The 22,338-nt window shown below is 46.4% G+C and carries 21 protein-coding genes and 1 riboswitch; of the genes, 7 read left to right on the top strand and 14 right to left on the bottom strand.

Annotated elements, in window-relative coordinates; all coding sequences use genetic code 11:
- Positions 1–24: 24 nt before the first annotated feature.
- The 4 genes from ACOMHB_RS07310 to ACOMHB_RS07295 form a co-directional block, all read right to left on the bottom strand.
- Positions 25–543, bottom strand: coding sequence for a hypothetical protein (locus ACOMHB_RS07310; RefSeq protein WP_448216091.1), 519 nt, complete (start codon positions 541–543; stop codon positions 25–27).
- A 137-nt stretch (positions 544–680) separates the two neighbouring features.
- A complete protein-coding gene (locus tag ACOMHB_RS07305) occupies positions 681–1,154 on the bottom strand; it encodes a YHS domain-containing (seleno)protein (RefSeq protein ID WP_448216090.1) in 474 nt (157 codons plus the stop codon).
- 194 nt (positions 1,155–1,348) lie between these two features.
- Positions 1,349–2,293: a CNNM domain-containing protein gene (locus tag ACOMHB_RS07300; RefSeq protein WP_448216089.1), complete on the bottom strand. Its 945-nt coding sequence runs from the start codon at positions 2,291–2,293 to the stop codon at positions 1,349–1,351.
- Between the two features lie 267 nt (positions 2,294–2,560).
- A complete protein-coding gene (locus tag ACOMHB_RS07295; protein ID WP_448216088.1) occupies positions 2,561–3,145 on the bottom strand; it encodes a cobalamin adenosyltransferase in 585 nt (194 codons plus the stop codon).
- 275 nt (positions 3,146–3,420) lie between these two features.
- On the opposite strand from ACOMHB_RS07295, the gene ACOMHB_RS07290 reads away from it, so the two are divergent.
- A complete protein-coding gene (locus tag ACOMHB_RS07290) occupies positions 3,421–4,434 on the top strand; it encodes an IS110 family RNA-guided transposase (protein WP_448215063.1) in 1,014 nt (337 codons plus the stop codon).
- A gap of 355 nt (positions 4,435–4,789) precedes the next feature.
- On the opposite strand, the gene ACOMHB_RS07285 is transcribed toward ACOMHB_RS07290, so the two are convergent.
- The 4 genes from ACOMHB_RS07285 to ACOMHB_RS07270 all read right to left on the bottom strand — a co-directional run bounded on the left by ACOMHB_RS07285 (position 4,790) and on the right by ACOMHB_RS07270 (position 10,311).
- Positions 4,790–6,694 carry a TonB-dependent receptor domain-containing protein gene (locus tag ACOMHB_RS07285; RefSeq protein WP_448216087.1) on the bottom strand — a complete coding sequence of 635 codons (1,905 nt, stop codon included), beginning with the start codon at positions 6,692–6,694 and terminating at the stop codon, positions 4,790–4,792.
- 4 nt (positions 6,695–6,698) lie between these two features.
- On the bottom strand, positions 6,699–7,766 hold the full coding sequence (locus ACOMHB_RS07280; RefSeq protein WP_448216086.1) for a cobalamin-binding protein: 1,068 nt from the start codon (positions 7,764–7,766) through the stop codon (positions 6,699–6,701).
- A 132-nt stretch (positions 7,767–7,898) separates the two neighbouring features.
- A riboswitch (cobalamin riboswitch) is annotated at positions 7,899–8,107 on the bottom strand.
- Between the two features lie 117 nt (positions 8,108–8,224).
- Entirely contained in the window at positions 8,225–8,818 is a 594-nt protein-coding gene (locus ACOMHB_RS07275; RefSeq protein ID WP_422132671.1) for a cob(I)yrinic acid a,c-diamide adenosyltransferase, read from the bottom strand.
- A 47-nt stretch (positions 8,819–8,865) separates the two neighbouring features.
- Entirely contained in the window at positions 8,866–10,311 is a 1,446-nt protein-coding gene (locus tag ACOMHB_RS07270) for a cobyric acid synthase (RefSeq protein ID WP_448216085.1), read from the bottom strand.
- A gap of 265 nt (positions 10,312–10,576) precedes the next feature.
- On the opposite strand from ACOMHB_RS07270, the gene waaA reads away from it, so the two are divergent.
- The gene (waaA, locus tag ACOMHB_RS07265; RefSeq protein ID WP_448216084.1) at positions 10,577–11,866 is read left to right on the top strand and encodes a lipid IV(A) 3-deoxy-D-manno-octulosonic acid transferase; all 1,290 of its coding nucleotides are present in this window, start codon (positions 10,577–10,579) and stop codon (positions 11,864–11,866) included.
- Between the two features lie 246 nt (positions 11,867–12,112).
- Here the strand turns inward: waaA and ACOMHB_RS07260 are convergent, their stop codons facing one another.
- Together ACOMHB_RS07260 and ACOMHB_RS07255 are read right to left on the bottom strand one after the other, a co-directional pair.
- Entirely contained in the window at positions 12,113–13,093 is a 981-nt protein-coding gene (locus tag ACOMHB_RS07260; RefSeq protein ID WP_448216083.1) for a hypothetical protein, read from the bottom strand.
- 332 nt (positions 13,094–13,425) lie between these two features.
- Entirely contained in the window at positions 13,426–14,823 is a 1,398-nt protein-coding gene (locus ACOMHB_RS07255; protein WP_448216082.1) for a TolC family outer membrane protein, read from the bottom strand.
- A gap of 241 nt (positions 14,824–15,064) precedes the next feature.
- Between ACOMHB_RS07255 and ACOMHB_RS07250 the strand changes: the two genes are divergently transcribed.
- The 4 genes from ACOMHB_RS07250 to ACOMHB_RS07235 all read left to right on the top strand — a co-directional run bounded on the left by ACOMHB_RS07250 (position 15,065) and on the right by ACOMHB_RS07235 (position 17,412).
- Complete coding sequence (locus ACOMHB_RS07250) at positions 15,065–15,715, top strand: cupin domain-containing protein (RefSeq protein WP_448216081.1); 651 nt, start codon at positions 15,065–15,067, stop codon at positions 15,713–15,715.
- 110 nt (positions 15,716–15,825) lie between these two features.
- A complete protein-coding gene (locus ACOMHB_RS07245; protein WP_448216080.1) occupies positions 15,826–16,182 on the top strand; it encodes a DUF1249 domain-containing protein in 357 nt (118 codons plus the stop codon).
- A gap of 101 nt (positions 16,183–16,283) precedes the next feature.
- Positions 16,284–17,066, top strand: a complete 783-nt coding sequence (cpdA, locus tag ACOMHB_RS07240) for a 3',5'-cyclic-AMP phosphodiesterase (protein WP_422132662.1) — start codon at positions 16,284–16,286, stop codon at positions 17,064–17,066.
- A gap of 91 nt (positions 17,067–17,157) precedes the next feature.
- On the top strand, positions 17,158–17,412 hold the full coding sequence (locus tag ACOMHB_RS07235) for a hypothetical protein (RefSeq protein WP_448216079.1): 255 nt from the start codon (positions 17,158–17,160) through the stop codon (positions 17,410–17,412).
- A 43-nt stretch (positions 17,413–17,455) separates the two neighbouring features.
- Here the strand turns inward: ACOMHB_RS07235 and ACOMHB_RS07230 are convergent, their stop codons facing one another.
- Entirely contained in the window at positions 17,456–18,223 is a 768-nt protein-coding gene (locus tag ACOMHB_RS07230; RefSeq protein WP_448216078.1) for an alpha/beta fold hydrolase, read from the bottom strand.
- Positions 18,224–18,426: 203 nt separating this feature from the next.
- On the opposite strand from ACOMHB_RS07230, the gene ACOMHB_RS07225 reads away from it, so the two are divergent.
- On the top strand, positions 18,427–19,305 hold the full coding sequence (locus ACOMHB_RS07225) for a hypothetical protein (protein WP_448216077.1): 879 nt from the start codon (positions 18,427–18,429) through the stop codon (positions 19,303–19,305).
- Positions 19,306–19,374: 69 nt separating this feature from the next.
- Here ACOMHB_RS07225 and ACOMHB_RS07220 read toward each other — a convergent pair whose 3' ends face one another.
- The 3 genes from ACOMHB_RS07220 to ACOMHB_RS07210 all read right to left on the bottom strand — a co-directional run bounded on the left by ACOMHB_RS07220 (position 19,375) and on the right by ACOMHB_RS07210 (position 22,038).
- Positions 19,375–20,208 carry a thymidylate synthase gene (locus tag ACOMHB_RS07220; protein ID WP_448216076.1) on the bottom strand — a complete coding sequence of 278 codons (834 nt, stop codon included), beginning with the start codon at positions 20,206–20,208 and terminating at the stop codon, positions 19,375–19,377.
- Between the two features lie 39 nt (positions 20,209–20,247).
- Positions 20,248–21,117, bottom strand: coding sequence for a prolipoprotein diacylglyceryl transferase (gene lgt / locus ACOMHB_RS07215; protein WP_448216075.1), 870 nt, complete (start codon positions 21,115–21,117; stop codon positions 20,248–20,250).
- A gap of 132 nt (positions 21,118–21,249) precedes the next feature.
- Complete coding sequence (locus ACOMHB_RS07210) at positions 21,250–22,038, bottom strand: sulfite exporter TauE/SafE family protein (protein WP_448216074.1); 789 nt, start codon at positions 22,036–22,038, stop codon at positions 21,250–21,252.
- Between the last annotated feature and the right edge of the window lie 300 nt (positions 22,039–22,338).

Here is a 22,338-nt window from a genome sequence, read left to right as displayed (position 1 = left end):
TCCAGATTTAGTGTCTCCGGTGAGTTAAGGGTTAGATCTTGCCAGTTTTTCTTCTTTAACCAAAGAAAAGTTGGCTATCGCCATGATCAGCCCCAACACCAGGATGGATACAGCGGCATAGAACAGGGAGCCGCCGTCACTTTTCCCTTGGTGCAATACCTCTGTTCCCAGAGGTGTAGCAAGGTGGAAGAAAACCGCACCCACCATGATACCAGACGCTGCCAGCCCCCCGAGACTGTGTATCAGACTCTGGCTGATTTTGCTTTCATTGCGACTCAACTTATTGTTAATGAACAGTATGACAGGCAGGAACAACAGCAAACTGACGGATAATTCTGCAACTCCAACAACAATAGCACCGTAACTACTGAACCACTCACCCATTGAAACACCAATAACTCCCTGCATCCACTGACCAATAGTTCCAAAGATATGCCGGGTATCCGGATGCCCACTGAACTTGTAGGGCAGGGAGAACAGAAACACCTTGGCTATCCAGAGGACAGTTAACCAACTAAAAACTTGTATCACGCGTTTTTTCATGGGATCAATTCCATTTCTCAAAAATCAAAAAGTCCTTTCACCCGATTTAAAGTGATGTGACTCATCGTACTAATGGGATAGATGAGTAAAGTCTCAGATCGCCAGCGAACCAGACTTTACTCGGAACTTGATAAGCTTTAATTGATCACTTTCGGCCAGTTATCATCAGCTTTATTGATCAGGTTTTTCTTATCCTTGAGCCATTTTTTCTGAACGGAACTATTGTAATTCAGGTAAAGCTTACCATCTTCGATGGTCCATTGCTGAGGATCAGCACTGGCAGTCTTACCTTGAGCCACAGCCCATGCACAATAGCCGCCATACTGAGGGGCGTACTTTTCCGGAGACTCCAAAAACAGCTTTTTATGTTCTTCACTGCTGAAGTACCAGGTAGCCCCTTTATAGCGGGTAGAAAATTTATCGGAACCTTTTACCGGCTTACTATCAGTAAAGTAAGCCACCGGGTCGTAGCCACTGACAGCCTTGTCGCTGAAAAGCCCGGTATAAATCTCGTCTTCGGCCATAGCCTGCATCGAAAAAACCAGCGTCAGAGCCATGATCAATCTGGCCCATACGCCTCCAGCTAAAGATAAGTGATTTGTCCTGGTCATTTGCTTTACCTCTTTGATATTCGAAAAAAATCATTATCCTCTTGGCTGAATATACGCTATGACAAATTAAATAGTTTCAGAACAAAGAAATAAAAATCAAACACATCAAAACTGTCATTCAGTTTTCAGTTATCGATGCATGAATACGTGTTTCAGGGGAGGCAACGAGGTGGGAATTGCGGGGTTCTACAGACTCAGGAAGCCTGTAGAATAGCTCGATAAACCTGTTTGGCAGTGATCATTCGGGTCTGTTCCGGATTCCGCCCGGCAAGAAGTGCGACAGAGGCCCGGGCCTTGCCAAAAGCCTTTATGGCATCCAGCAACGTACACTGTTCTTCCAGGAAAACAACCTGTCTGGCCAACTCTCCAACCGTTTTATCGGCAAGGCCATTAACCAGACAGCTAGTGATATGACGATAGTGTACAATACCCACTACTTCGCCATCGCTCACAACCAGGTAGCGCTTGTAGGAATGCTGGCAAATGAATGCCTGAATGTCCTGCACTCTGGAGTCAGAGGCAAGCCAGACCATAGGACCATCTTCAGTGGTCAGGGCTGCCAGAGTCTTCTGGTTCATTTTCAGGGCCAGCTCTGCCATTTTACGCTCTTCACGTTCTATCACGCCGGACTTATTGAAGTGACGAATGATGCCTTTCAGCTCGTCCCGACTGGGCTCCTGAGTATTCTCAATCCTGAACAGTCTGGCCCAGACCAGCGTCATCTTGAGCATTGGCCGAAGCAGAAAACAGATAACTCTTACGAAACGGGCAGAATGATTGAGTACGGGCTCTGCCATCTGAACCGCAAAGAGTTTTGGCAAAATTTTGGCAAATACCAACATGCAGTAGGTCAGAAGAGCAGTGAATATGGCCAAACCGGTGTCATTAAAATGTCTGGCAGCAATAGCTCCTATCATCGAACTTCCGGCAATACTGATCAGCGTGATCAACATGACCATGGAGGACAAATGAGCCTCCTTGTTCTTGATAATGTATTTAATGTCGGCCTTGTTAACAGGCTTGTGTCTGAGAATTGTGGCTAACCTGAGATCATCAACATAAATAATGGCAGATTCAATAACCGAGAGAATAGCAGTAACAGCAACAATCAGGCAGGCAACAGCAACAACAAGAAGCATCCTTGCTCCTCCATTTTTTTAATCTGTGGGAATAAACCTTTATCGGTCACCTAATTGATAAGTTTAAGTTAAAAATCTCATGACGACAGGCTGATTTCACGACTTGCAGACAGCCTTTCTTATTTTGAAATAGAACGCCTGAACAGCTACAGGCACTTAAACAGCCATGAGCGTAAAAGTAGTGAAAAGAAAGTCCTTTTCTTACCACGGCCTCCAATTTCTTTATTATTCTGAGCCTACTTTCTATCCTAAATCGAACTTTCCTGATTACACAACCTTTTTCCTGGACTCCTGCTTTAACTTTGAGGGTGACTTGGACTTGTAACTCTTGCTCACATACTCAGGTTCCGTGATCCCCAGTCGTCCATTAATCACCACCGTTAATCTGAAAAAGAGATTGCAAAGCATGTTGGCAAAGCGGTGCAGAACATCCGGAACTTCTATGCCTTCAGCATCCACCAGAACCATGGCTCTGATCGCTTTTTTACTGAGCGAACGACAGGAGTGAAGCAACTGAACGGTTCGAGGTCCGCGAGGTAAAACAAAACCTTTTATTCGCCCGGCAATCTCTTCCTGATAACGATCAAAATACCCTGCGAGCCATTCTATCTGCTCTTCAAAGATGGCCTGCTTACCCCGGATAGACGCATTAAGATGAAAAATTTTCGGCTGCAGTTCGCAGAGAAAATCGTAGATATCCCTGAACCTTTCATCTCCTTCCAGCTCATAGATAGCTCCGCCCAGTGTCGTACAAAGCTCATCGGTAATAATTTCGTGATCACACAAAGGTGAATGCTCGTAAATGAAGGGGTAGCATAGTTCCCGGACGTCTTTGGATTTTTTAAGTGCCATATTGACTACCTTATAAAAAAGCTCTCACTCTAGGAGCCCGACCGAGAATAGACTGCCCTACTGCGGCGGCAGCAAATTGGTCTGAAAATCCGCTTTTGTTCGTCAAATAGCTCGCTATTCTCCTTACAAAACCGAATTTTCATCCTCAATTTTCTGCCGTCCTCGCTACGGGCGCTATTCTCGGTCTAATGGGATGGTCCGCCCCTCCTAAACGGCTTCAAATGAGCCAAAATGGAGTTAACCATTTAAACAGGATTAACCGGAGCGAACCACCCATGACTATTTCAGTACTTGGTATCGATATTGGCAAGAACAACTTTCACCTGTTTGGTGTTGATGAGCAGGGTAGCAAAGTCATCAGAAAGAAGTCGTCCAGGAAGAACCTTCTAGAGTACGTGGCAAATCTGGAGCCATGCATTATCGCTATGGAAGCTTGTGGTGGTGCTCACTATTTGGCTCGGTTATTCAAGAACTATGAGCATACTGTCAAGCTGATTTCACCTCAATTTGTCAAGCCTTATGTCAAGACCAACAAAAATGACTACAACGATGCTGAAGCGATTGCAGAAGCAGCTTCACGGCCCAGCATGCGTTTTGTACCTGTTAAAACATCAGAGCAGCAGGCCTGGCAACTTCTGCACCGCTATCGTCAACAAGCGGTTGATCAGAGAACTGCCCTGGTTAACCAGATCCGGGGGTCACTATTGGAAGAAGGTATTGTAGTTGCCCAGGGTATTGGTAAAGTTCGTGCACAGCTTCCACGAATTCTGGAAGATGCTGAAAATGGACTCCATTCGCTGACTCGTGAGCTGCTACATGGTTTATCAGAAGAGTTGGCCAGTCTTGACAAGCGTATTCAACAGTATGACCAGAAAATTCAGGAGCTAGCAAAAAACGACGACGAATGTCGTCGAATGATGACTATGCCGGGTATCGGAGCCATCACTGCCACAGCATTGAAGGCAGCCATTGGTGATGCGACGTATTTTAAATCTGGTCGACACCTTGCCGCATGGATGGGATTAGTTCCAAGACAGCATTCCACAGGCGGTAAGTCAGTCCTGCTGGGCATCAGTAAACGGGGTGATAAATACCTGCGCACATTATTGATACACGGCGCACGTTCGGTACTCCACTGCCTCAAAAATAAGGATGACCGCTGTAAAAAATGGGTTAGCCAACTTAATGAGCGCAGCAATCACAACGTTGCCGCCGTTGGTCTGGCTAATAAAATGGCTCGGATTGTCTGGGTCATCATGACCCGAAATGAAGTTTACAAGGCTGCATAATGAAGTAAAGGCGGCAGCGGCAAAGTAAAGCATAAGCTTAATCAAAGGGGACCCCCCCGCAGATTGCGATGAGCATGTACAGTTGATGGCAAACAGGTAAAAACCGGCAACCTGAAACCTGATAGGAGCCTTGACCCTTGAGGCCGTCGGACTGATAAGGCCAGGTTGCGCGGATACCCATCAGGGCCAGAGGGTTAGACCTCATGAATAGGCCGTATATATGATTGCAGTTATCTTTGTTTGCTAATTAACAAAACAGGCTCTTGCAAAACGGGGCGGACCATATAAGGCTCCTAGGGGAAGAGAGTGAGAGCTTGCTCAATACATGAAAGACGCTAGTCGTACAAGAAATGACTTACAATTCAGGAGTCCAAATCAGAGTGAGGAACACACCTATTGGCTCACTTTTATAACCATTTGCTGTTTGGTAATCCTTGTCGAACAGATTAACCACTTTCAGCTCTGTAAGAAGTTCTTTGGTTACCCTATATCCACCTCTAATATCTACGGTTACAAAGCCAGCTAAACGTGTTTTATTGTCGACATCATCATAAGAGTGGCCTTGTGCTCTAACAGACGAACCAAGAGAGAAAAGGCCAAGCTGCCTGTTAACATCAAGCGTCGCAAACTGCTCAGCTCTCCTGACAAGAACCTTATCCCTTTTGGTATCTTCCGCATCTAGAACAGTTGCTGATGCTCTGATGTTCCAATCATCAATTCTCTTTTGAACAACAGCTTCAATACCCTTAATTCTGGCTTCGTCAACGTTAGAAGGCACCCATTTATTTTGGTCGGCAGCACTAGGAGCCCAAGCAATAAGATCCTCTATATCATTCTGAAAAATGGCAACAGACCAGTTACCAATCGCATGATGCCCCTTCAGAGCTAACTCAGCATTTTTTGAAGTTTCTGGCTTAATATTGGGATTCCCAGCGTCTGGATAGTAGAGATCATTAAATGAAGGTGCTCTGAAGGCTGTCCCATAGGAGGCAACGATTCTGAAGTTTTCAGTCAAATCAACACCCCAAGCTATATTTCCAGTTGTGCTATAGCCAAATGACTCATTTTTGTCTCTGCGCAGCCCAACCTGCAGATCACTCCAGCCAAAGTCAGATTGATTCTGAGCAAATACCGCTGCGTTGTATCGAGAATCAACCCTCTTATTCGTTTCAGGATTAAAGTATCTATTGCTACTATCAACTTCATCTTTGTAATAATCTGCGCCAAGTGTCAAAAGCTGATCATCAAGCCAAGAGATATCTCCTTGTGCCGCTATTGAGTAACGTTTGGTATCATAATAATTTGGTGTATAAGGGGCATTTGCATCAACATTCTTACCGAGCTGCTTACTCTCTAACTCAGAGTATCCAGCGTTAACTCTGGTAATAGCTGACTCTGAAACAGGTACTACAGCGTAAACATTTGCTGTTGAAGATTTAAACTCTGTGTAGGCGCTATAAGGGTAATTTTCATACAAATCATCAGTCGTATATCCATCAAACTCCGTTTTTCCCTGATTATGTATAAAACTAAAGCCCAACTCAGTTCCTGTCTCAAAAGTATGTGATAGCTGACTAATGAATGACTTATCTCTAAATCCATCATCATCCAGGTTTACACCTGAATTTACAGAATAATTGTCATTCGTATAGTCATATCCGCCAGTTTCAAAGAGGCTAGCACCTATATTGAAGCGGGTACCATTAACCTCACCACCATAGTTCAAGCCAATATCACTGGTCTTTCTACTACCTGCACCGGCTTTAACTGTCAGCTTCGGATCTCCCTGGCCTCTTCGTGTAAATATTTGAATAACGCCACCAATCGCATCAGCTCCATATAAGCTAGATCTGGGACCACGAACAATCTCAATTTTTTCAATCTGATCTGGAGTTAAGTACTGAAACTCAGGTGTCGCAGCAGTAGGGCTATTCAATCGCTGTCCATCAACCAGCACCAGTGTCTGTGAAGAACTGGCTCCGCGAATAAATACAGACGATAAAGCACCAGGTCCACCACTTCTATTGACCTGAACACCCGGAACTTGCTTTAGAAGCTCGGTAACATCTGTCGCCTGACTACGCTCAATTTCTTTCCGCGTAATTACAGTAACCGGAGCCAGAGCCTCATCCACAGACTGAGCAGTTCTGGAGGCTGTCACAACCACTTCCTCCAGCTTGATAATTTCTTCACTGGCCTGAAGCGTGCCAGCCAGACCTGCTGTGGCCAGAGCGACTGCAATACGCAATGTGTGGGACATGGGATTATTCCTTGTGTGTGTTTGCTGGCGTCTTTGAAGCCCTGGCAAGACTTTCTTTTCTGACGCTCTCGAGTTGTTGGCAAAGGGATTCGGCAGCATCCAGAGCCCGGGGTGTTGGCCTGGATATCAAATTGCCCGGCACGGTAATCAGATGGTGCTGTTTCACTGCCTGAAGATCGCTCCATTTCGACCAGCGCTCTTCGATAGCTTTACCGTCTTTAAGATTGCTGGAGCTGACAATAACCTCTGGGTTCTTGCCAAGAAGGGATTCCATGCTGACTTTGGGTACCCGTATTTTTGAGTCGGCATAAATATTTTGGCCACCACAAAGCTCTATCACCTGCCCGATAATCTGGTTCCTGCTGATACTCATCAGCGGTTTGTTCCAGATCTCATAAAAGACAGTGACAGGCTTTTTAAACTGGTATTTTTTCTTGATGGATTGATAACGAGCCAGAAACCTTTTGGCTTCTTTATCCGCAACCGCAGAGGTACCAAACAGCCTGCCCAAGCGCCTGATGACCGATGCGATCTCAGGAAAGCTTAGCGGATCAATGTAGAAAACCCTGACACCCAGTGACTCCAGCTTTGACGTCACTTTCGGGCTGTTGCCTCCTGCCCAGGCCACCACTAAATCTGGTTTCATAGCAGCAATGGCTTCAATGCTGACATTGGGAAAGCCACCTACTCGGGGTACTTTAGCGACTGCGGGAGGGTAGTCGCTGTGATCATCGACTGCGACAACTTGCTTACCTGCTCCTGCAGCATAGATCAATTCTGTTGAACCGGGAGAAAGGCTGACTATTTTTTTGACGGATTTGGGGGCACAGACTTCCCTTTTCAGGTCGTCTTTTACGCAAACCTGTGCTGCCTGCAACAATGTCGTATGACCAGAAATTACAAAAGCAGCCAGCCAGGTAGCAGACAGAAGATACCCTTCAGCGAAGCGCAGCACTTTTGCGACAGCCTTCCCGAGTGATGAACAACTTCGTTCTCGACTTGTTTGATGCAGATGCCTCATGGAATCCCTGAGATCGATGTTTCTCAGGGCGGCAGACAGTCGGCCAGACACAAAGTTCCAACCGCAGAATTATTCTGACTTGTCTCTCTTGCTCAAAGACTTGTCAGTTTCCGGGGAAGATATGAATTTTCCCAACCGCCAGGTGACCCGCCCGGTTAGAAAGCTCTATAGCTCAGAGCTTCCATGGTTGCTTTACTGAAGGCAGGTCTCCTGGCTCCGGGATCAACATGCTTTTCTCACCTTCCCGGAGCTTGAATCCAGTGGTTTAGAAAGCCTCCAGGGGCTTTCTTGAGAACGCATTACTCCGTCACAGTTGCGGGCACAGCCGGGTTTAAAACCCCGTTCCCTATCGTTCGCAAGCGGATAATAGACCGTTTCGCAAACAATCCACAGCGTCTGAACATGTCAGCACTTTTTATGCGCTGCCGTTGCCACCGTGGGACCTTCGTAAAGGTCGGGCATATTACCCGAACTTTCGTATTAATTCACCCCTCTTGAGAAAGGCGACATTAACCCTGAACTTTTGATTTGGGAGAGGGCTGCCATAGCACCTCTCCTTCGTTCTTTCTGGCACAATGCCTTGAAAGCACATACATCACATCGGACAGCCTGTTGAGAAAGGTAATGAGAGGGGCATTAATGTCGACACCAGATTCACGCAATCGGACCACAGCACGTTCGGCCCTGCGCGAAACCGTTCTTACCATATGACAATGACAGGCGGCAGCCCCGCCACCGGGCAATGTAAAATTTTTCAATGGTGGTAAATCTTCATTCAACTCGTCAATCAATGTCTCCATGACTGTCGTATGCTCTTCCTGAATCAATTGATATCCGGGCATGGCCAACTCTCCACCGACATCAAACAGCCTGTGCTGAATCTCGCTGACCCGACTCAGCTGCGACTCGGTCAAGTCATCAGACTGCCTGAGCACATTTAGCAACATACCCATCCAGCTGTTTGTCTCATCAACGGAGCCAATAGCTTCAATCCGATCATCCGCTTTTGACAGAACATCACCACTGCCAATCCGGGTGGTTCCCTTATCACCGGTACGGGTATAAATTTTGGTCAGCCGATAGCCTTTGCGCTCTTCTGTCATCTTAAATATTCCCTCAGACGTAATTATTTGAAGTAACGAAATATTTTTCACTGATAAACAGCTAACAATTTCTTCAAATCAATATTCTGCTCAACAGCATCCGCCATTCTATTAATACCTTCTTCCCTGAGCGCTTCGTAGTCCACTGTCGCTAATTGCCTGAGACCAGACCAGGTTAAAAAGGCATTACAGGCTGCCGTTGTTTCAAAAATGCCATGCAAATAAGTACCAAATATCTGGCCATCTTCAGACATGACACCGTCCACCCCCTGTTTCAGTTGAATGAGAGGATTATCAAGAGCCGAACCCCGGGTAATACCCGCATGAATTTCATAACCGGTCACTGGAACCTTTTCCATATCGGGAAGAGAGAGACAACCAGCCAACTGTTTCAGCTGCTTTTGGGGGGCTATTGTGGTTTCCAGGTTCAGCAACCTCAATCCTTCAGTGCTGCCAGGTTCTCCTTCGATACCCTGAGGGTCATGTACAATATTGCCGAGCATTTGATAGCCTCCGCAGATGCCCATCAGCTTTCCGCCATATCGCAGATGCCTGAGAATATCCTGATCCCACTCATTCTCTCTTAGGTAGTCGAGATCAGTCCGGGTATTTTTGGTACCGGGAATAATAATCAGATCCACCGGAGGAATGGGTTCGCCTTTGCCAACAAAGTGAATCTGAACATCAGGTCTCAGCCTGAGGGGATCAAAATCAGTGTGATTACTGGTACGGGTCAGTATAGGCACCGCAATTTGTAAAACTGAATCATTATCATGAGAAACCTGTTGTGACTGAATCGCATCTTCAGCCTCCAGATGCAGGCCATGAAGATAAGGAAGCACACCCAGCACCGGCTTACCCGTTTTTTTCTCGAGCCATTCCAGTCCCGATTCCAGTAGCTTGATATCACCTCTGAAGCGATTGATCACAAAACCGGCTACCCGTCTTTGCTCTGATTCCGACAATAGTGCCAATGTTCCATAAAGATGGGCAAAAACCCCGCCTTTATCGATATCAGCAACAATAATGACCGCACAGTCGGCGGCCTGGGCAAACCCCATGTTGGCAATATCCCTGTCACGCAGATTGATTTCTGCCGGACTTCCCGCCCCTTCAACCAGCACGAAACGGTATTGCTCTGCCAGCCTGCGCCAGGATTCCAGAACACGCTCCAGCAACCTCGGTTTGAATTCATGATAGGTCTGGGCATTCATTTCACCGATAGAACGTCCATTGACGATCACCTGTGCACCTGTATCGGAGTTAGGCTTCAACAACACCGGATTCATATCCGTATGGGGCTCAAGACCCGCCGCTAATGCCTGCAGCGCCTGGGCTCTGCCAATTTCGCCGCCATCCTCGGTCACCGCACTGTTCAGAGCCATGTTCTGTGGTTTGAAGGGAACCACTGGAATACCCCGCCTGCTGAAAGCTCGACAAAGTCCGGTAACCAGCGCACTTTTCCCCGCATCACTGGTGGTTCCCTGAACCATGAGAGTCCGTCGCCCGGGCGGTATTGAGTGATTCATAAGTTCGAGAATGGCAGTCCTGACAATAAGGTGAGGCAGTTTGATATTGTTCAGTGGATGGATGCAAGCGCTTTCTTGATGTCCAGCATCATTTCTCCATGGGTTACATCAGTGTTCGAAAGCCCCCATCACTGAAAGCCGGACAGATTCGACTCATAAATCTATTTCGGGTCAGGCTCTATCTGTTAACATACTTGGTAGTCCAACTCCTAACGAATCCAGCCCGAGCATGAGTCGATACTTATATTCACTTTTATTGTACCTTTTGGTGCCCGCTGTCCTGATCAAGCTGATTCTGCGCACTAGAAAATCTCCTGCATATGGTCATCGCTGGGGTGAACGCTTTGGTTTTATCAAAAAGTTGCCCAATGACAAACCCGTCATATGGATCCATTCCGTTTCTGTGGGTGAGACCATAGCCAGTGCGCCCATGGTTAAAGCCTTGATGAATCAATACCCCAATTACCGCTTTGTCGTCACCACCATGACACCCACCGGCTCCGAGCGTGTTAAAAAAATATACGGTGACCGTGTTTCTCATGTCTATTGCCCCTACGATTTGCCAGACGTGCAAAACCGTTTTTTAAATCGGACTCACACCAAAATGGCTTTAATCATGGAAACAGAGCTATGGCCCAACACCATTGCCGCCTGTAAAGCCAGAAACATTCCCGTGGTTATCATCAATGCCCGGTTGTCAGAGAAGTCGGCCCGGGGTTATGCAAAATTGAGCTCGCTGACTCGAAATATGATGCAGAACATCCATCAGGTGGCCTGCCAGACCGAGAATGACGGTGAACGATTCAAACAACTGGGCTTGCCTGCTGAACGTCTGGCCATAACCGGCAGCGTCAAGTTTGATATGTCTGTGGATGATGAGATCAACAACAGTGCAGCTTTGCTTAAATCCACATGGGAATCGGGATTGGGTCACAAGACAAAAATACTGATAGCTGCCAGTACCCACGACGGCGAGGACAAGCCGGTTCTGGATGCTTTTCGCAAAGTGCACGAGAAATTATCCGACACTCTGTTGTTGCTTGTTCCCCGACACCCCGAACGCTTTGACCGTGTTTTTGAACTGTCAGAAAGTCTCGGGTTCATCACCATAAGACACAGTCAGGCGACAGAAACATCTGCAGATACCCAAGTAATCATTGGCGACACCATGGGTGAGCTGATGAAGCTGTATGCAACATCAGACATAGCCTTTGTCGGGGGTAGTCTGATTAAGAACGGAGGTCATAATATGCTGGAGCCCGCCGCCCTGGGGATACCTGTTTTATCCGGTCCCAGCGTCTATAACTTCACAGATATCAGCCAACAGCTAGAAGACGCTGGCGGTATGAAAACCATTCGGAACTCAGAACAACTGGCAGAAGTCGTATACGATCTGCTGACAGACGATGCAGCCAGAAAAAAGATGGGCAGCCAGGCTCAAAGATTTGTGGAAGGTAATAGAGGTGCATTACAAAAGCTTTTGAAACAGTTGTCAGAAACCATTGATCATCTTGGCTAATTGGCTGCAGAAAGTACGCTGATCGACCGACCAGGACATTAGAGCCAACTCACTTGAACAGAGTCGATAAATATCTCGACTCTGGCTCTTGCGTCGTTCTACTTCATAAATCCATTGACTCGAAGCCCCCCTCTTAAATTACCGATCTCCGTTAGAATACTTAAGTGGCAATTTAGCTGCAGACCTGTGTCCATTTTATCGGGGGAATATCATGACTCAGTGTGTTTGCCACCTTTGCTACAAGCATCAGTTGCCACGCCCTTTGTCAGCCCTCAGACTGTCTTCCAGCAAACAAAATTCAGAATAACCGGCTTTGCAAATATCTTTTACTATTTCTAAATATTTTGTCTTCAGCATAGCCAGAATAACATTGGAACTGTACATTGGAAGTGAGGATATGTACCCTTGTGCAAAACTATTAAAAGGGATTAATAGACATTCTTGATTGCTACCGCAATTCGCATCGGTGTCTAGCTCATCATAAAGATCAATCATATTTAATAGCCACAACTCCAATTCTTCTTTCACTTTAACTTCCCTTCCAATATATCTATCATCATCAGCTAAATCCAAGATATATATTTTATCTTTATCTTCATGATATTTTTCATTCCTGGTATTTCTGTCACTAAGATGTAGCCTTACAGATCTATTTAATATGACATCTATATCCTGACCAGGCTTTTCAGGGTCAAGATGACTAACTGATAAAACCTGCCCGTAGCGATAAAATGCTTTCTTCAAGGTTTCTTTGCGTATTTTTTCGTTAAAATACTTACTGTAAATATCTGATAATGTTTCACCAGGAACCCAGGCATAACTGGCAACCAAATGTTTTTTATTTTCCAGAATAAAGGTTGCACCTTTTTCAGGAAATACCAGTTCAGCATTTTTTAAACCAAGCCATGAATAATTCTTATATTCTTTCTTTAATTTCCACTCAGTACCAAAATGAGTGCTTTCACATGACTCGCAGTCTTCTCTTGTAATTTTAACAAACCATCTTTTGTTCAGAGATATAACAGAAAAGACTTTTTCAACCTGGCTGCCAGAAGTCTTTATTTCTTCTATCTCTTGTAAATGATCATCGAAAAGTATTCTGACGGCATCATAGTATGAGTTAACTTTTCCAAAATCTGGCAATTTTGGAAGCCCTTTAAAATCTGCTTTTAAAGAAAAAGGATACATCAAGCAGAACAGAAATATTACCAGATGCTTTTTAAACATTTTTTCGACTCAAGTATTTTTATTGTTATCGGTATTTCAAAAAATAGCTTTACCACTCAACCTCAAGGCAGCCAAAAAGCGAATTAGATGCTCTTGCCAGGCTTTTATTGTCGACGGTCATCTCATCAATGAGGGAGTCCAAACTACTGACTGCATCATTAAGTGGTGATGCATTGGCATTGTATGAATACAAAATAGAGATAATAAAAGTAATTCGAGTTATTACACTTGCTCTGTGATTTTTAACGCTTGAGATCTATGGACAAAATAATAGCGCTGAAACCAGCGCTATTATTTTGTCATCCAAGCCTGTTTAAACCAAAATGTCTCTGTCAGTTTGCACGACACTGGGCAGGAATGGACATCTCCTCTGAAGACACTATCCAGTTATTCAGCTGGGTAAGGTCTTCCGGATTCAGGGTACCCGCTGTCTGCTTCAGCTTCAATGTGTTCACGATAAAGTCGTAGCGGGCATTCAGGTAATCACGCTGGGCAGCAAACAGTGTCTTCTGGGCATCGAGAACATCGGTAATGTTACGGGTACCAACTTCATAGCCGCTCTCTGTCGCTTTCAACGCACTTTCAGAAGAGACAATACCCTGACAACGGGCTTCTACACGAGCGACATCAGAATTGACGGTGCGGAACAGGTTACGGGTACCGGAGTTAATCTCGCGCAAAGCCTTGTCGTAATTCTGCTGAACCGATTCCATCTGGTAAGTCGCCTGACGAACCTGAGAGCTGGTTGCACCACCGGCAAACAGGGGCAGGTTAAATTTAACGCCTACCACAGTCTGGTCGCCATCACCGGTCCTTATCCCGTTACCTGTAGTGTCTGCTTTGGCAGAGTCTGCATCACTGGAGTTGTAGTTATAGCTGGCGAAAGCATCAACAGTTGGAGCATGGCCTGACTTCTTGGCCTTGATATTGCTCTCTGCGGCTTTCAGGCTTTCACGTGCGGCCTCAAGCTGCAGGTTATTCTTGAGCGCGTTGTTGACCCACTCATCAGAGACAGCAGGTGTGGGAGCAGTGACGGGCATGGTTTTATTGAGCTTGCCAATGTCCTGAATATCCTGATCGACGATTGTACGCAGAGCCTCATAAGACACTGAAAGATTGTTTTCAGCGTCAATCCGGACTACTCGAGCATCGTCGTAGCGTGCTCTGGCTTCGAGAACATCAGTCTCAGCAATAAGACCCACATTATAGCGTTCACGAGCCTGATCCAGCTGCTGTTTGACCGCTTTTTCTTCGGCTATGGCAGTGGTCAGACTGTCTTCAGCTCTCAGCACATTAAAGTAGGCTTCTGAAACCCTGAGAATAAGATTCTGCTGCTCATAGCCAAAAGTAACTTCTGCCTGGGCACTTTGAAACTTGGCAGAATCATAACCAAACCAGCTGGCCATATTGAACAATGGCTGACTTAAAGTAGCTCCCCAGGTATGAGAGTTATAATCGTCTTTAACGTCACTGACGGCTGCCTCGAGAGATGTTTTGTTGTACTGAGTTCCACCCGACAAAGACAAATTGGGCAGCAATAGGGCTCTTGCCTGGGTGCTACCTTCCTGAGTCGCCATCATATCGGCACGTGCAGCGGCCAGCTGGGCATCATTTTTCAACGCCAGATTATATACTTCCAGCAAGTTGTATTCAGTCTCAGCCGCTTGGGCAGACATAATTGAGCTGGCCAGGGCTGCCAGTAAAAAGCCTTTAAGATAAGTTTTTGGCATATCTCCAGTTCCTTGAAAAATGGGCCCGAAAGCCGAACAATAATGTCGGTTTACCCGTTGTTACTCAAGCGCAACTCGCTGAATTTACACTAGTTTACCTGTCGTCAAAAGCAATAAACTCAATGTGAAAAGATTTGAACTGGCTTCTTAATACAGGCGACCATGAATCCAATAATTGTTTGATCAGGAAACCGACACCGAATGGTCATCCATTGTCTTATAGTTAAACAGGTAATATTCCATGCTGAACATGAACTTTCAGGAATCCGTTGTTATTCAAACCGAAAATCAGCAGTGGCAACCAAGCCCCGCCAGTAAAGTGTTCCGTAAGCCACTGGCTCGGGAAGATAAGGAGTCAGGACATGCCACCAGCATCGTTCAGTATATTGCCGGTGCCAGTTTTCCTGCGCACCCTCACCCGGATGGTGAGGAAATTCTGGTACTCTCAGGAACTTTTTCCGACGAAACGGGAGATTTTGGTCCAGGTAGCTATCTGCGAAACCCACCAGGCAGCCAGCACGCGCCTTTCAGTAAAGAAGGCTGCGTGATATTCGTGAAGCTATGTCAGTTTGATCCGTCAGACAGGCAAACTGTTCGAGACAATATGTTCGAAGCCCTGGGCCGGAATGATTCAACCGGTGTTGTTGAAGTGTTTCTATATCAGTTTAAAGATGAGAAAGTTTCTACCCTCAGAATTCCTGCAGGGAAAACCCTGCCTCTGCAAGACAGGTCTGGAGGAGTAGAAATACTGGTTATTTCTGGTAAGCTTTCGACGGCTTCAGGAGACTGGCCTGCTGGCACATGGATACGAACCCCACATTTTAATTACGATCTTGAACCGGCAACGGAAGACACTATCGTTATGATCAAGTCTGGTCACCTTCCTCTTTAGCACGGCCATGCACTACAATTGAGCATATGGACACCAGGACAGAAAAGGCTCGCTACAAAGCCGACCTCATCAAGCAGCAAAACTTGTGTGAAAGGAATTTTCATAAACTCATGCTTCTGCTGCCCGATCTTGAGCAAAAAGATAACGTTGCTCTTTCATTTTATTTCGCTGGCAAGAAAGGACAGGCATGGTTTCAGGTGCTTGAGCGGGCTCCTTTTACGACCGTTCTGCAAGTCGATCTGGATGCAGCCTGGGGTGAGTGGCTGAGGCTGCCCGAGTTCCGAATCCGAATTTATCTGGATGTCAGAATGGCCGAGATCATCAGTGTTAATAAAGAACGACACTTCAAGGCTATCTATCCTTATCCCAATGAAAAGATGCTCATGCCTGACGAAAAGGAACAGTTGAATCAGCTTTTTTCCGAATGGCTGAACTTCTGTCTGACTCATGGTTTAAGTCAAATCTGATATGAACTGAAGACGTGCGAAGAGTGACTGCTTTATTCTGGCCTCCCTGATAAAATTATGAAGAAGACTCGCTGCACCCATTATGAATTATCAGAGGACCTATGACCGGAATACGCATCATTCAGTTAACGGATACCCATCTGTTCGGCTCTTCTGATCGCAGATTGATGGGAGCAGACACCAATCAGAGTTTTCTGGACGTTTGGGAGAAGATTCAATCCTCGTCCTTTAACCCGGACATTTTCCTTGTCACCGGAGACCTTACCCAGGACGAGAGCCTGGAATCCTACCAATCGTTGAAAACGGTTCTGGATACCAGTGAGAAACCTTATCTCTGGACTTGTGGAAATCATGATGATGCTCAACTGATGCAACAGGTCAGCCCGCAAGCCATGAGTCCTTATCTGGATTCAGGCTCCTGGCAGATCATTATGCTTAATTCCCAGATTCCGGGGCAGGTTCCGGGCTTTTTATCGGACAAAGAGCTCCAGCTTCTGGAAAAACACCTCTCTGAGACCCCGCATAAACACACACTGGTGGCTTTTCACCATCCGGCCTACACCATTGAGAGTCAGTGGTTGGACGCTATCAGCCTGAAGAACGCTGAACAGTTTATGAGCCTGATCCAGTCATACTCCAATGTCCGGGTGGTTATCAATGGTCATATCCATCAGGAACGGGATCAGACCATCAAAAATACCCGGTTTCTTTCTACCCCTTCTACTTGTGTCCAGTTCAAGCCTGAATGCGATAATTTTATGCTGGATGACCGCTGGCCAGGCTATCGAGAGCTTGAGCTAATGCCTGATGGCACCTTACATACACGGGTGGTTCGACTGGAAGGCTACTCTTTAAAACCGGATCTCACTGCTAACGGCTATTGATAACCCCCTTCAATATCAGCATTTTTTATTAGAACCCTGACTGTTTTTTTCTAGATTGATAATTAGGAGTAGTAAAAAAGGAAGTAAGATTATGTCCAGGGTTAGGTCAATGCAGTTCGATGACCAGGATAAGATCTTTTGGGATTCAGGTCAGGAATTCAGAAAGAGACAAACCGCCAAGGAACGCTGCAAGCAGAGAAAGAAGAAATCCATTCGACAAGGCATTGAAGATTATTGGGATAAAAAGTCCCTCAGTCAAAATCTCGCCGATTCCCACGACGATTTAGATGACGATGACGATTACAGTCAATGGGATGACATCGAAGGTGAACAACCCAGACATTGAAGTCAATACAGTGAAGCCGCTCGAGGCGGCTTTTCTTATAACTTCAAGATTCAAGAAAGCGCATCAAAGTACGAGCGACCAATTCTGGCTTTTCGGCATGCAACCAATGTCCTGTACCGGCAATTTCTCTCATGGCTGCTTTTGGAAATCGTTTAAGTACTTCTTCACGGTGTTCTGCGAGAATGTAATCCGAGTTACCGCCTTTCAGGAATAATACATCACCTTCAAAGGACTCCTTTCCGGAATGACCCGCAGAAATATTCAGGTAGTTATGATGAATCGCTTCCAGGTTCATTCTCCAGCGGTAATTTCCCTCGTCATTGCGATAAAGGTTCTTCAGAAGAAATGTTCGAACAGCCAACTCTTCTACATGCTGGCGCAGAGCATGATCGGCATCGCCACGCTTCTGTATAGTCTCAAGATCAACAGCAAACAAACCTGCAAAAACATCGTCGTGCCGTCGCACCCTGTAATGCACGGGAGCTATATCCATAACAGCCAGCTTGTTTACCCGCTCAGGGTGAGTCAAAGCCACTTCCATAACGACTTTACCGCCCATAGAGTGCCCGAGCAGGTGTGCTTTCTCAATCTGCTGATCATCCAGATACTCAACGACATCGGCAGCCATGACAGGATAATCCATTGCATCATCATGGGGAGAACGACCATGGTTGCGTACATCCAGACCGTGTACCATGAATCTTTCTGCAAGCTGCCGATTGATAGCCCCCAGGTTTTCCTGTGATCCAAATAATCCGTGCACACTAACCAGGTGCCCACCTTCTCCCTGTTGTCTGGCATACAATTTCATGGGTTATTTAATCTCTCCTTTCGTCTTGCAGCGATCCACGCAGGATAAGGCATCATGCTGGTTGACCACGTGGACATTGTATTTCCTTAAGATACTTTATCAGTATGGTTTTTCTTCAGTAATACGGAAAAAGCCTAAGACTCTCCCTCAGACGTAATGCTAGTCTGAACTTTATGACTTCACTATCTGGTAAGGACACCATTATGAAAGGCTCTCAATGGCTCTGCGGCTTCTTAATCTCGGTATTTTGTCTGCCTGCCTGGTCTACGCCCCCCTTAAAACCCGAACTGCTGTCCGAGCAGGTGCAGGCAGACAAAGAAGGGTGGTGGAAAACTGGTTTCCTGGTTGGCACGGTTTCCTCAAAAGGCTGGGAAGTGGGCTTTATCTGGGAATCCGGAGAGCTGGAAGTTCTGGCAGGGAAAGGCACCTTGAATGGCACAAACTACCCAGCCAAAACCTACGAGGTATCGGTACAACCTGAATTTTATTACCTCTGGGACAAACTGAGAGTTTCCAGGAAACCTTTAGTGATCAGATACCAATATCCATTTTGGTCTAACCCCTTCGCTACTAACAGTGGTTATCGAGTGATTGATGTCCAACCGGTTGAGAGCAGCTTTTCCAAAACGCCTTCATTTACACAATACCCTAATGGCATAGATTTAAATCCGACGATAAAAAATTCAGGAACCTACACTCAGCGGCAAACATTCGGCCTGGTGCTCCATGTAGCCCGTTGGCTACTGAACCACAAATGTACGGTATACCTTCATTTGGGTGGCACCGCCAGGAGTCTGAAAAGCAGGCCGACTTATAAACCGTCTCTTGAATACAATGTCGATAAGCGTGAATATGAACACAGAACGGTTTTAACCTATGAAACTTATGAAGTAGAAGTGCCTAACGTTGTTAAGTTATACACGGACAGCGAAGCCATTTGTCGCTATGCAGAAGATTCCGCTATATCGCAGTCAGAAGTCTATGTTGAATACTATGGAGTAAAAGCCCAGGCTGATACCGCGACGTTCTCAATCCTCAACTCCATCCATGTTGCCACCCCCTTCGACGAAGAAGTAAATTAATGATTCAATCTGACGTAACAACTGCCTCTGGCCTGATACGTCAGAGCACTTGAAAACCTCGAAAACTGATTAAACCGAAACAGCCGCCCTGATATGAGGATGAGCCTGGTAATCAATCAACTCAAAGTCATCAATAGTAAATTCAAACAGCTCCCTGATGACAGGATTCAACTTCATTGTTGGCAAGGGAAGTGGCTTGCGGGTTAGCTGCTCTTCTGCCTGTTCCAGATGGTTGGAGTATAGATGGGCATCACCAAAGGTATGAACAAAATCCCCCAGCTCCAGGTCACAGACCTGGGCAATCATCATGGTGAGTAGTGCATAAGAGGCGATATTAAAAGGCACACCCAGGAAAATATCAGCACTGCGCTGGTAGAGCTGGCAGGACAGCTTGCCGTCCAGAACATAGAACTGAAACAGACAATGACAGGGAGGTAAGGCCTGCTTACCCATCGCGGCATTGTCTTTAGGGCTGAACTTTACGTCCGGCAGCACACTGGGATTCCAGGCACTGATGACCAGCCTTCTGGAATCTGGATTGGTTTTTATTTCATCCAGCAGCCACTGTATCTGATCAAACGTTTCTCCGTTTACACCTTCCCAGCTCCGCCACTGCTTGCCATAAACAGGGCCCAGATCACCTTCGTCCGTCGCCCATTCGTCCCAGATTCTGACACCGTTTTCCTTCAGATAGGCGATATTAGTGTCGCCCTTCAGGAACCAGAGCAGCTCATGAATAATGGAGCGCAGGTGGCACTTCTTGGTGGTAACCAAGGGGAAACCTTTCGACAGATCAAAGCGCATTTGATAACCAAAAACACTGTAGGTTCCAGTGCCGGTCCGATCAGATTTGAAAGTTCCTTGCTCTTTTACATGACGCAGGAGATCAAGATACTGTTTCATGACATTGATCCTTTATTATATTAACGCTCATGGCTGTTATTAACGCTCATGGCTGACTTCCTTAGCGGGCTTGGGTTTATACTTTTTCAACCAGGCCCGATCATCCTGATTCTGACCATCCACCAGTGGGAACTTTTTATAGGCTACCACCATAAGCGCCACACCCAGAAAAATCATGGGCACTGTCAGCAACTGCCCCATGGTCATCCAGTCAAAAGCAATAAAGCCCAGCTGCTGGTCGGGTTGCCTTACGAATTCTACGCAGAAGCGTCCGATGCCATAGATCAACAAGAATAGTCCCGATACAGCCATACGGGGACGTGGTTTGGCCGAGAACCACCAGAGTGCTCCAAACAGGATGACACCCTCAATAACAAACTGGTAAAGCTGTGATGGATGTCTTGGCATCCGGGAGGGGTCTGTCGGAAATACCATAGCCCATGGAACATCAGTTACCCTTCCCCATAGCTCACCACCTATAAAGTTACCCAGACGGCCCATACCCAACCCCAGTGGAATGAAAGGGGCAATAAAATCCGTCATCTGAAAGAAGTTCTTGTCAATCCTGCGACCAAAGAGGAATACGGCCAGCAGAACCCCCAGCAGACCACCGTGGAAAGACATGCCACCTTCCCAGATACTGAATAGCCAGAGCGGATTTTGCAGAAAATAATCAAAGTTGTAGAACAGCACATAGCCCATGCGCCCACCTACTATGACCCCGACAGCTATGTAGAACAATAAATCCCCGATTTGTTCGGGATTCCATAAGCCGTTTGATTTCCTGGTTCTCTGGACCGCAAGCCACCAGCCTCCGGCAAAACCCACCAGATACATCAGGCCGTACCAGTGGACTTTGAGTGGCCCAAGGCTGATCGCAACGGGATCAATTTGAGGATATGGGATCACAGGAGGATTCCGGATAGTTCTCAAGGTTTGCTATTACACACCCCTCTCTCTCAGTTCGAGTGGAGTGCCATGGATACGAGTTGGACCAGTGTATCAGCTGTACAGAGGAGTGAGCCAGCTGGCCGGACTCTTTTACATTGAGAAAAGAAACTTAAACCCTACTATCACTAGCAGGAGAGCAAAGAGTTTTTGCAGCTTTTCGGAAGGCAGCTTATGGGCTAACTGAGCGCCAAAGCGGGCGAAGAGCATACTGGTCAAGACAATGCCAAGAAATGCCGGCCAATAGACATAGCCAGTGCTCATCGTCGGCAGCAGCTCGTTTTCCCGACCCAGAAACATGTTCGCAGCAGTTCCCACAAGAGCAATCGGTAAACCACATGCAGCAGAAGTCCCCACCGCATCAGTCATTGAGAGATTGCACTTGCGCAAAAAGGGTACCGACAGGCTTCCACCCCCGATGCCAAACATACTGGAAGCCCAACCGATGACACCTCCAGCTGCCACCAGTATTGGTCGTGCCGGTACCTTGCTGCTTTCAGAAAGCTTGAAGCCAAACCACATCTTTGCAGCCACTGCCAGGGCAAATGCCCCAATAAGTTTCTGAAGCATAGAACCTGACATCTGGATCGCTGTGTAAACCCCCAGCCATGAACCCAACAGAATCCCCAGAGCCAAAACGCTGAAAACAGGCCACTGAACAGCACCCTTGGCATTATGAGTCCTAATGGAGCTGACTGAAGTAACAACAATAGTGGCAAGCGAGGTACCCACAGCCAGATGAGTGAGAATATCGGGAGATAATCCTTGCAGTTCGAAACTAAATACCAGCACCGGAACAATTATCAGCCCTCCACCAATCCCGAACAGACCGGCCAGAGTCCCGGCCAGAGCACCGAGCAGCAGGTAGGAAAGAAAAATCATTAAACAACTATCCAGCTGAGCAGCCTCAAATCAGGAATCCTGTTGTGATTACCCATAGCCAAGGCCAACAAATATTATCAGGGCAGCATTCCTTGATGGAATGAAGAGTGACCCTTATTGTAAATAAAATCAACAAGTTAATAAACTAGAAAACAGCGATTTAGCTCATCTCTTTCAAAAACATAACCCGACGGGAAGCTCATTAAGGCTCAACACAATGACCGCATTTAATACAGCATCTAAGCAACTTCCCTGTATCCGGGGCGTTGTGCAACATAAACAACAAAGTACAAATTTTGC

The sequence above is a fragment of the Endozoicomonas sp. 2B-B genome (assembly GCF_053470045.1).
The sequence above is the reverse complement of the archived record's forward strand: the minus strand, read 5'-3'. Positions and strand labels throughout refer to the sequence as shown.